This window comes from Burkholderia sp. AU4i, assembly GCF_000466765.1.
GTDB lineage: Bacteria > Pseudomonadota > Gammaproteobacteria > Burkholderiales > Burkholderiaceae > Burkholderia > Burkholderia cepacia.
Genome location: NZ_ASSI01000098.1, coordinates 1 through 9,157, shown reverse-complemented (window position 1 = coordinate 9,157; position 9,157 = coordinate 1). Strand labels below are relative to the sequence as shown.

The 9,157-nt window shown below is 69.5% G+C and carries 8 protein-coding genes; 5 read left to right on the top strand and 3 right to left on the bottom strand.

The window, feature by feature from the left end:
- Positions 1-733: 733 nt before the first annotated feature.
- The 5 genes from L810_RS22685 (at position 734) to L810_RS22665 (ending at position 5,093) form a co-directional block, all read left to right on the top strand.
- Positions 734-994 carry a phosphopantetheine-binding protein gene (locus L810_RS22685; RefSeq protein WP_042975727.1) on the top strand — a complete coding sequence of 87 codons (261 nt, stop codon included), beginning with the start codon at positions 734-736 and terminating at the stop codon, positions 992-994.
- A 110-nt stretch (positions 995-1,104) separates the two neighbouring features.
- Positions 1,105-1,821 (top strand): 3-oxoacyl-ACP reductase FabG, encoded by a 717-nt coding sequence (gene fabG / locus L810_RS22680; protein ID WP_021160651.1) that lies wholly within the window; start codon positions 1,105-1,107, stop codon positions 1,819-1,821.
- Between the two features lie 102 nt (positions 1,822-1,923).
- Positions 1,924-3,228 (top strand): chorismate transformation enzyme, FkbO/Hyg5 family, encoded by a 1,305-nt coding sequence (locus L810_RS22675; RefSeq protein ID WP_021160650.1) that lies wholly within the window; start codon positions 1,924-1,926, stop codon positions 3,226-3,228.
- A gap of 125 nt (positions 3,229-3,353) precedes the next feature.
- On the top strand, positions 3,354-4,136 hold the full coding sequence (locus L810_RS22670) for a glycosyltransferase family 2 protein (RefSeq protein ID WP_042975723.1): 783 nt from the start codon (positions 3,354-3,356) through the stop codon (positions 4,134-4,136).
- Between the two features lie 195 nt (positions 4,137-4,331).
- Positions 4,332-5,093: a M48 family metalloprotease gene (locus L810_RS22665; RefSeq protein ID WP_021160648.1), complete on the top strand. Its 762-nt coding sequence runs from the start codon at positions 4,332-4,334 to the stop codon at positions 5,091-5,093.
- A 110-nt stretch (positions 5,094-5,203) separates the two neighbouring features.
- On the opposite strand, the gene L810_RS22660 is transcribed toward L810_RS22665, so the two are convergent.
- From L810_RS22660 to L810_RS22650, 3 genes are read right to left on the bottom strand one after another with little or no spacing between them, the layout of a single operon-like run.
- Complete coding sequence (locus L810_RS22660) at positions 5,204-6,916, bottom strand: lactate permease LctP family transporter (protein ID WP_021160647.1); 1,713 nt, start codon at positions 6,914-6,916, stop codon at positions 5,204-5,206.
- A 57-nt stretch (positions 6,917-6,973) separates the two neighbouring features.
- Positions 6,974-8,419, bottom strand: a complete 1,446-nt coding sequence (locus tag L810_RS22655) for a LutB/LldF family L-lactate oxidation iron-sulfur protein (RefSeq protein ID WP_021160646.1) — start codon at positions 8,417-8,419, stop codon at positions 6,974-6,976.
- Positions 8,416-9,147 (bottom strand): LutC/YkgG family protein, encoded by a 732-nt coding sequence (locus tag L810_RS22650; RefSeq protein WP_021160645.1) that lies wholly within the window; start codon positions 9,145-9,147, stop codon positions 8,416-8,418. The genes L810_RS22655 and L810_RS22650 overlap by 4 nt, the downstream gene beginning before the upstream one ends.
- Between the last annotated feature and the right edge of the window lie 10 nt (positions 9,148-9,157).

Genomic DNA, 9,157 nt, shown 5'->3' with positions numbered 1-9,157 from the left:
CGCAGCGCCGTGCCGACCGCGAGCAGCAGCGGGGGCACGAGCGCCATCGCAAGGCCGAGGCCGTGCGCGCCGGGCGTCGCGGCCGCGTAGTGCGCACCGGCCTGGTATGCCGCGACGGCGCCGACCGCGGCGATGCCGCGTGCGACAGGCATCAGCCGGCTCATCGACGGCCTCCGTGCGCGCGGCGCGAATACCCGTCACCGGCGGCCGGGCGGCGGCGGACGGACGGGCGAACCGGAACGGAGCGGAAGGACGGGCGCGGCATGACTGGCGACATCGGGCGGATCGTGGCCGGACGCGAGGGTCGGGCCGTCAAACATCATATGAAAGGCGGCCGGGACGGGTCCGGGCCGGTGGTCGGGCACGCTCATTTTAGGGCCGCGGCACCGCGTGTTCGGAGCGGGCGCGAACGGGTTTTGTAACCGATTGTATGGCGCCGGACGAACGGTTTCGCGGGGTCGGTCCATTTCCATCCAAAGCGGCTCAAGCATCTGCTGCATCCGGGGCCCGCAACGGGGCGCGGCGCCGGCTCGCCAGTCTGTAACCATTGGCGGTATACGGCCCGATACCCGTTCGTCTAGAATCCGCATAACTTTTACAAACGATCCCCAAAAACGCAGGCGGGGAAGCCGGCAGACGCCGGAGGGACGGAGATGCGCACGCGCCGGGCGTGCATGGCGATTGCCGTTTCCGGGCGCCTTCCGCTGCCACGGGCCGCCTGCCCGCACGCATGATGAACGCACTGGAACAAGAGCTCGCCACGCTGATCATCGGCGAACTGAATCTCGAAGACGTCCCGCTCGAAACAGTGACGGCCGACACCCCGCTGTACGGCGAGGGTTTCGGGCTCGACTCCATCGACATCCTGGAAATCGCGCTGCTGATCTCGAAGAAATACGGCTTCGAGCTGCGTTCGGACAATCCGGACAACCAGAAGATCTTCGCGACGCTCGGTGCACTGGCTGCGTACGTCGCCGCGCACCGCACGAAGTGACGGCGTCGCGCACGGGCGCGGCGCGCAGATGATGACGGCACGCGGCCGCGATCGGCAGGCGATACGCGACCGCGTCGATCGAGGTGGAACGCGATGAACGGAGCAATTCGATGCGGGCGCTCGTGACGGGCGGCAGCGGCGCACTCGGGCAGGCGATCTGCACGGCGCTCGCGCAGGCCGGCCATGAAGTATGGGTGCATGCGAACCGCCATCTGGCGCAGGCGGAGGCGGTCGCGCAGCAGATCGTCGCGGCCGGCGGCACCGCGCGTGCGATCGCGTTCGACGTGACCGACGCCGATGCGACGCTCGCCGCGCTGGCGCCGCTGGCCGACGATGCGCCGGTGCAGATCCTCGTCAACAACGCGGGCATTCACGACGATGCGCCGATGGCCGGCATGTCGCGCCGGCAGTGGCACAGCGTGATCGACGTGACGCTCAACGGCTTCTTCAACGTCACGCAGCCGCTGTTGCTGCCGATGATCCGCACGCGGCGCGGACGGATCGTCAACATCGCGTCGGTGGCCGGCGTGACCGGCAATCGCGGGCAGGTCAACTACGCGGCCGCGAAGGCGGGGCTGATCGGCGCGACGAAGTCGCTGTCGCTGGAGCTCGCGTCGCGCGGCATCACCGTGAACGCGGTCGCGCCCGGCATCATCGAATCGCCGATGGCCGAACAGGCGTTTCCCGCCGAACGCATCAAGCAGCTCGTGCCCGCGCAGCGCGCGGGCCGGCCCGACGAAGTCGCGGCGATGGTCGCGTACCTGGTGTCCGACGCCGCGGCCTATGTGACGGGACAGGTGCTGTCCGTCAACGGCGGGCTCGCATGACGAAGGGCGCGGCGTCGGCGTGACGTAACGCAACGCGGCATAACGCAACGCAGCGCATGCCGCGAGGTTGCGCGGCCAGCGCCGCATAGTGAGGAAATCGAAGTGTCCGTGCATCCAGTCGACGCCGAACGGCGCCCGTGTTCCCTGTCGTCCTCCGCTGCGCCGCTCGCGCGCGGGCAGGCGGCGGCCGGGCCGGCCGCATCGCGACCGGGCGTGCCGCTCGCGCACGACGAGGGCCGCGCGCTGCGGCTCGTCCGGATGAGCGATGCCCGGCTCGCCGCGTTGCTGCACGATGCACGCAGCCGTGACGACGGATTCGACCACGTGTTGCCCGCCGCACTGGGCGCGGTGTGCATCGGCGCGGGCGACCTGCAGCGCACATCCCGAACCGGATCGCACGCGGACGCGGCGGCGCGGATGCTGGCCGAAGTCGTGCCCGACCTGCCGGTCGCGCCGGTGCCGATGGCGCTGCTCGGCGCGGGCATCGCGCCGGACGACGCCGTCTGCGAAATCTGGCAATGCCATGCGCGCGACCTGCGCAGCGAACGACACGGCGCGCTGCACTATCGCTACAGCGAGGCGGCGGGTCTCGTGTTCGGCAGCATCGTCGTGCACGAGCGCGACACGCCCGACGCGCATCGCGACGGCGGCACGCCGCTCGAACGCGCGACGCACGATGCGTACCGCACGCTGTTCGACGTGCTCGATTCGCTCGGCATGCAGCATCCGCTGCGCATCTGGAATACGGTGCCGGCGATCAATGCGGTGCAGTTCGGGATCGAGCGCTATCGTCAGTTCAATATCGGCCGCCAGCATGCGTTCGACGCGTGCCGCCGCGTGCTGACGGGCGGCGTGCCGGCCGCGTGCGCGCTCGGTTCGGTCGTGCCGGTCGCGGGCGATGCATCGCCGGCCGCGCCGCTCGCGATCCATTTCCTCGCGAGCCGCACGCCGGCCGATCCGATTGAGAACCCGCGCCAGGTCAGCGCGTATCACTATCCGGCGCAGTACGGCCCGCGGGCACCGACGTTCGCGCGCGCGGCCGCATGGCCGGCGGGCGATGCCGCGCCGGTGCTGTTCGTGTCGGGCACCGCGAGCATCGTCGGGCATCGCACCGTGCATCTCGGCGACGTCGTCGCGCAAACGCGCGAGACGGTCGCGAACCTCGCGGCCGTGCTCGAGCAGGCCGCGCGCCAGGGGCACGGCCCGTTCACGCTCGCCGACCTGAGCTATCGCGTCTACGTGCGCGACGCCAGCGATGCCGCGGCGCTGGCCGCGATCGGGCAGGTGCTGCGCGACGCGGCCGGCCCCGGCGTGCGGCCGCTCGTCGTCCATGCGGACGTGTGCCGCGACGACCTGCTGGTCGAGATCGAGGCCAGCACGGGTCATGAGGAGGCGTGGCTGTCATGAAGCGCGAGAGCCTCACGATCCGGCAACCGGCTCCGCATTCGGGCGGCGTCGACGAAGCCTGCCTGCGTTCGCCGGCAAGTCATAAACTTTTGTCAGGATCCCCGTCTTCGCAATCGGCCGTTTCCATGTCCAAGCAGCACGCCTCGTCCACCCATCTCGTCCTGATTCCGAGCTACAACCCGGGCACCAAGGTCGACACGACCGTGCGCAATGCGCGAGCACAGTGGAATCCGGTGTGGGTCGTCGTCGACGGCAGCACCGACGGCAGCGCCGAACGGCTGCAGGCCATGGCCGAACGCGACCCGGGGTTGCGCGTGATCGTGCTGCCCGAGAACCGCGGCAAGGGCGCCGCGGTGCTCGCCGGGCTCGACGCGGCAGCCGCGAGCGGCTTCACGCATGTATTGACGATGGATTCGGACGGCCAGCATCCGGCCGACCTGATTCCCGCGTTCATGGCCGCGTCGCAGGCCGCACCCGACGCGATGGTGCTGGGCGTGCCGAAGTTCGACGCGAGTGCGCCGCAGTTGCGCGTGCAGGGGCGCCGGCTGTCGAACGCGTGGGCCGACCTCGAGACGCTGTGGGCCGGAATCGGCGATTCGCTGTACGGGTTTCGCGTGTATCCGGTCGCGCCGCTGGCCGCGATCATGCGCCGCCAGCCGTGGATGCGCGGCTTCGACTTCGATCCCGAGGCGGCCGTGCGGCTGTGCTGGGCCGGCGTGCGTCCGATCCGCATCGACGCGCCGGTGCGCTATTTCGGCCGTCACGAGGGCGGCGTCTCGCACTTCCACTACGGCCGCGACAATGCACTGCTCGCGTGGATGCACCTGCGCCTTTTCACCGGCTTCGTGGCGCGGCTGCCGATGCTGGTCGCGCGGCGGTTGGCGCGACGCCACGATCAGACCGCCTGAGCACGCCCGATTTCCATGCCGATCGTCGCCCGGCCGCGGCGATTGCCCTGTTTTTTGTCGTCAATCCCGCGCCGGCGCGCCGCTTCGTTCCAGTTTGCCGAGTAATGAACGTGTCATCCGATGTAAACATCTGGTAATTTTCTGCCGGATTATGCAAAATCGCCGCTCCCAAATAAAACTATCGAGGGATCCGGGATGCAACTCAAGAAAGCGGTGGCAGCGTGTGGCGTGGCGTTTCTGTTAAGCGCGTGCGGCGGGGTACAGAGCCTTGACGCGAACAGCCTGACGTCGGCGGGGACGAGCCTGTACAAGGCAGCGACGTTGTCGGATGCCGACATCGCCGCGCTGTCGAACGATTCGTGCAAGTCGAGCGATGCGGAATCGAAGGTCGCGCCGGCGAACAGCGCGTACTCGAAGCGTCTGACGAAAGTGATGAAGGGCTTCGGCGACATGACGCTGAACGGCCAGAAGATCAACTACAAGGTCTACATGACCAAGGACGTCAACGCGTGGGCGATGGGCAACGGCTGCGTGCGCGTGTACAGCGGCCTGATGGACATGATGAACGACGACGAGCTGCGCGGCGTGATCGGCCATGAAATGGGCCACGTCGCGCTGGGTCACTCGAAGAAGGCGATGCAGACGGCCTACGCGGTCAGCGCGGCGCGCACCGCGGCCGGCGCAGCATCGCCGGGCGTGGCGGCGCTGACGAGCTCGCAGCTCGGCGACATCACCGAGAAGTTCATCAACGCGCAGTTCTCGCAGACGCAGGAAAGCGCGGCCGACGACTACTCGTTCGACCTGATGAAGCAGAAGAACATGAACCAGAAGGGCCTCGTCACCGCATTCCAGAAACTCGCGCAGCTCGATGGCGGCAAGAGCTCGATGATGAGCTCGCACCCGTCGTCGTCGAGCCGGGCGCAGCACATCCAGGATCGCATCGCGAAGGGCAGCTGATCGCCGCCCGATGCGCCGGCGCCGTCCGGCGTCCTGGATGAACGAAACCCCACGCTTCGCGGCGTGGGGTTTTTGTTTTTCGGGGAACCGGAAAACGGCGGGCCGCTTGCTTACGGCACCATCCCCGGCAACACGTACGCCTGCACGAGCGTGATCAGGCCGACGATCACCGCGAACAGCAGGCTGTGGCGCACGGTGAAGCGGAACAGCTCCGACTCCTTGCCGACGAGGCCCGTTGCCGCGCATGCCACCGCGATCGACTGCGGCGAGATCATCTTCGCGGTCACGCCGCCCGTCGTGTTCGCGGCCACCGCGAGCGTCTCGGGTACGCCGAGCTGATGGGCCGTGGCTTGCTGCAGCGAGCAGAACAGCGCATTCGACGACGTGTCCGAGCCCGTCAGGAACACCCCGAGCCAGCCGAGGAACGGCGAGAAGAACGGGAATGCGGCGCCGGTCGCGGCCAGCATCAGCGCGAGCGTCGACGACATCCCCGAATAGTTCGCGACGAACGCGAATGCGAGCACGAGGCCGATCGACAGGATCGGGCGGGTCAGTTCCTTCAGCGTCTCGCCGAACGTGACGAGCGCATCGCGCGGCTTCATCCGCAGCAGCACCATCGAGATCAGCGCGGTCACGAGGATCGCGCTGCCCACTGCCGACACGAGATCGATCTTCAGCACGGCGTCGAGCGCCTTCGGCGTCGCGGCGATCGGTGCGGTCTTCACGACGAGCTGGTCGAGCCCCGCCACGTGGAATTTCAGCACGGTCGACGCGAGCGCGCCGTGGGCGGCGAACAGCGCCTTGAACGGCGCGATGCTCCACACGGTGACGACGGCCGTCAGGATCAGGAACGGCGACCATGCGCGCACGGTCTGCGCGAGCGTGTACGGCGATGCCTGCCGGCTGGTGCCCGCGCCGAAGCCGTTGCGCGAGCCCGCGCCGCCGAAGCCCGCGAGCGCGGCGCCGCCGCCCGACGCAACGACGCTGCCGGCCGCCTGCTTCGCGGTGCGCGGCTGCCAGACCTTCAGGAACGCGGCGAGCGCGACGAGGCTGACGAGCGACGACGTGATGTCCGGCAGCTCGGGCCCGATGTGGTTCGACGTGAAGTACTGCGTCACCGCGAAGCTGCCGCCCGCGACGAGCGCGGCCGGCCACGTCTGCCGCACGCCGCGCAGCCCGTCCATCATGAACACGAGCCAGAACGGCACCGCGAGCGACAGCAGCGGCAACTGGCGGCCGGCCATCGCGCCGATATGGAACGGGTCGATGCCCGTCACCTGTCCGGCGACGATGATCGGGATCCCCATCGCACCGAACGCGACCGGCGCGGTGTTTGCAATCAGACACAGTCCTGCCGCGTGCAGCGGCTTGAAGCCGAGCCCGACGAGCAGCGCGGCCGTGATCGCGACGGGCGCGCCGAAGCCGGCCGCACCTTCGAGGAACGCGCCGAACGAGAAGCCGATCAGCAGCATCTGCAGGCGCTGGTCGTCGGTGATCGACAGCACGGACGCGCGGATGATGTCGAACTGGCCGGTCTTCACGACGATCTTGTACAGGAACACGGCCGCGACGATGATCCACGCGATCGGCCACAGGCCGTATGCGAAGCCGAAGCCGGCCGCCGCGAGCGCCTGCGGCACGGGCATCCCGTAAGCGAGGATCGCGACGCCGAGCGACAGCAGCAGCGTGATCGCCGCGGCGACGTGGCCCTTGAGCCGCAGCGCGGCCAGTGCGACGAAAAAGAAAATGATCGGGATTGCGGCGACGAACGCCGACAGCCCGAGGCTGCCGAGCGGCGTATAGATCTGGTGCCAAACCTGCATGGGTGTCTCCTCCATCTGTGTCTGTCTATCTATGGGCATGGGTGGGTAAAGCGGGGGCTACTCGGGCTGGCCGCGTGCGCGCAGCAGGTCGGACAGGCTGCGCGGTGCCGGTTCGAGCGGCGTGCGATGCTGCGTCCAGCCCATCTGTTTCGCGGGTGTCAGCGCACGCAGGCGCGTCGCGGTCCAGCGGAACGCGCGGTACGCGCGCGGATGCGCGAACGCGCCCGACCAGAAGCGCCACACGAGGTCTTCCGCGCGGGTGTAGTTCGCGCCCTGGCCGCGCAGCGGATGCGCGACGGGTTCGTCAGGCTTGCGGTTCGCCTCGGTACGCAGCCGCACGAGCAGTTGCGGGATCGGGATCCGCACCGGGCACACCTCGCCGCATGCGCCGCACAGCGTCGACGCGGTCGGCAGGTCGGCCGTCGCGTCGAGGCCGAGCAGGTGCGGCGAGATGATCTTGCCGATCGGGCCCGGGTAGGTCGTGCCGTACGCGTGGCCGCCGATGCGCGTGTAGACGGGGCAGTGGTTCATGCACGCGCCGCAGCGGATGCACTGCAGCGTCGCGCGCAGCTGTTCGTCCGCATAGGCCTGCGTGCGGCCGTTGTCGAGCAGCACGAGATGCAGCTCGCGCGGGCCGTCGCGTTCGCCGTCGCGGCGCGGGCCCGAGATCAGGTTGAAGTAGGTCGTGATCGCCTGGCCGGTGGCCGAGCGCGTGAGCAGGCTCGACAAGGGCACGATGTGCTCGAGTTTCTCGACGACCTTCTCGATCCCCATGATCGCGACGTGCGTGTCGGGCACCGTCGTCGACAGGCGGCCGTTGCCTTCGTTCTCGACGAGCCACAGCGTGCCCGTGTCGGCCGCCGCGAAGTTCACGCCGGACAGGCCGATGTCCGCCTCGGCGAACGCGCGCCGCAGGGCGCGCCGGCCGGTCTGGATCAGCTCGTCGACGTCTTCCGTGTAGCGCGTGCCGGGGATGTGCGCCTCGAACAGTTCGGCGATGTCGCCGCGCGTCTTGTGGATCGCCGGCATCACGATATGCGACGGCTTCTCGCCCGCGAGCTGCACGATGAATTCGCCCATGTCGGATTCGATGCAGTCGACGCCGTGCTCCGCGAGGTAATGGTTCAGCTCGATTTCCTCGCTCGCCATCGACTTGCCCTTGATCACGCGGCGCGCCTTCTTCGCCTGCGCGATGCCGAGCACGATCGCGTTCGCGTCGGCGGCCGTCTCGGCCCAGTGCACGTGCACGCCGGCCTCGGTGAGCTTCGTCTCCAGCCGTTCGAGCAGCGCGGGCAACTGCGCGAGCGCGTGTTGCCGCACCGCTTCGCCGAGGTCGCGCAGCTGCTGCAGCTCGGCGTCGTCGGGGAACTGCGTCGCGCGCTTGCCCTGCAGGAAGTCCATCGCGCCGCGAAAGCTCCGGCGCAATGCGGGATCGTCGAGCGCGGCGCGCGCGCGGGCCTTGAAGTCGCCGGGTGCGACGAATTGCAGCGTGTGGTCGCTCATTGCGGGAGGTCCTCGCGGGCGATTGCAGCCGGCCGGGCGGCGGAATCGGTGACGATCACGACCCACAGGCGGCGCGGGCCGTGTGCGCCATAGGCGAGCGTCTGCTGGATGTCGGACGTCTTCGACGGGCCCGACACCAGCACCAGGTTGGTCGGCATGCCGGCGTGCCAGCGCTCCGCGTGGACGGCCGCGTGCAGGTCGGGATGCAGCGTGCCCGCATGGACGAGCGCGACATGCAGCGGCGGCACCAGCGACACCGTGCGCGGCGTGCCGGCATCGGGGGCGAGCACGACGGTGCCGGTGGCCGCGATGCCCGAACGCGCGACGGTGAAGCCCGCGTCGATCGTGTCGAACAGCTCGGCCTTCCACGCGTCGATCGGCCGGTCGAACGGCACGGGCGCGACCGTGTCGGGCAGCGCGCGGGCGAGTGCCGCGGATTCGGCGCGGGCCGGGTCGAGCAGCAGCCGGCGCACGCCGGCTTCGGCGAGCCGCGCGGCGAGTTGCGCGGGCCATGCGTCGCCGGTCGCGCACCAGACGTCCGAGTGCGACGCGGTGAGCGCGGCCTGCATCGTGTGGGCGAGCGTGTGCGGATCGTGCGCGGTCCCGGCCTGCGAGCGGCGCGTGTCGTAATGCGTGTCGATGCGTGCGTCGAGCGCGCGGCCGGACGGGGCGGCGACGCCCGGCGCGGCGGCGCGCAGCCGCGCGAGGATCGCGTCGCGCGCGCTCACGGCTGGTCTC

Coding starts and splice junctions, on each gene's coding strand:
- L810_RS22685 (WP_042975727.1), top strand. CDS start 734: ATGAACGCACTGGAACAAGAGCTCGCCACGCTGATCATCGGCGAACTG.
- fabG (WP_021160651.1), top strand. CDS start 1,105: ATGCGGGCGCTCGTGACGGGCGGCAGCGGCGCACTCGGGCAGGCGATC.
- L810_RS22670 (WP_042975723.1), top strand. CDS start 3,354: ATGTCCAAGCAGCACGCCTCGTCCACCCATCTCGTCCTGATTCCGAGC.
- L810_RS22665 (WP_021160648.1), top strand. CDS start 4,332: ATGCAACTCAAGAAAGCGGTGGCAGCGTGTGGCGTGGCGTTTCTGTTA.
- L810_RS22660 (WP_021160647.1), bottom strand. CDS start 6,916: ATGCAGGTTTGGCACCAGATCTATACGCCGCTCGGCAGCCTCGGGCTG.
- L810_RS22655 (WP_021160646.1), bottom strand. CDS start 8,419: ATGAGCGACCACACGCTGCAATTCGTCGCACCCGGCGACTTCAAGGCC.